Origin of the sequence: Herbiconiux daphne, from assembly GCF_024979295.1 — a bacterium.
Taxonomy (GTDB): Bacteria; Actinomycetota; Actinomycetes; order Actinomycetales; family Microbacteriaceae; genus Herbiconiux; species Herbiconiux daphnes.
In genome coordinates this window covers 1-638 of sequence record NZ_JANLCJ010000485.1, presented here as the reverse complement: position 1 = coordinate 638, position 638 = coordinate 1, and the positions used below count along the sequence as shown (strand labels likewise).

The 638-nt window shown below is 48.3% G+C and carries 1 protein-coding gene; it reads right to left on the bottom strand.

Annotated elements, in window-relative coordinates; all coding sequences use genetic code 11:
- A partial coding sequence (locus tag N1032_RS26000) for a hypothetical protein (protein ID WP_259543512.1) occupies positions 1 to 638 on the bottom strand: 638 nt, incomplete at both ends.

Genomic DNA, 638 nt, shown 5'->3' with positions numbered 1-638 from the left:
GCCTGAGCCGCTGCTTTGCGAGAGTTCAGAACACGACGAACAATCTCAGCATCACGTTTGCTAACCACGAACATTTCAGAGTTAGAGTTACCAGACACTGCCTTGCTCATTGCGTTGATCAGAACCTGACGTTCCATCGCGTTACCTTCTGAGAACTTCTGAGCCATCAGTTCGACCAGAGAATCCAGAGTCATTGCCGCTGCTGCTTTATCGTCTGCCTTAGCATCCTTCGCTTTAGATTTGACGTTCTGACCAGCTTTGCTTGCACGTTCGATACGTTTCAGAGCCTGATTGAATGCCGCTACCGATACACCTGCTTTGAATGGTGCGCAGTCGCGCATTTCCATCATCTCAGTTTCAGCGTTGAACTGATTCACCTGAACAACCAGTTCGTCGTCGTTCATAAACGCTTCCCAGAAAGCGACACGCTGCTGAGCATCAGCGACCAGCTCTTTCACTTTCTCAGCCAGCTCATCATCAGTCTTAGCCATTTCAATGATCGCGCTGGCGTCAACTTTATCGTTACCTTTCAGAGATTCTTTAGTATTGAACCACTGAGCAGCAAGTTCAGTTGGAGTCTTGCGTTCACCGAAGTAGTAAAGAGTTTCATACTTCGCAGAGATTGCGAGATCAGAGGG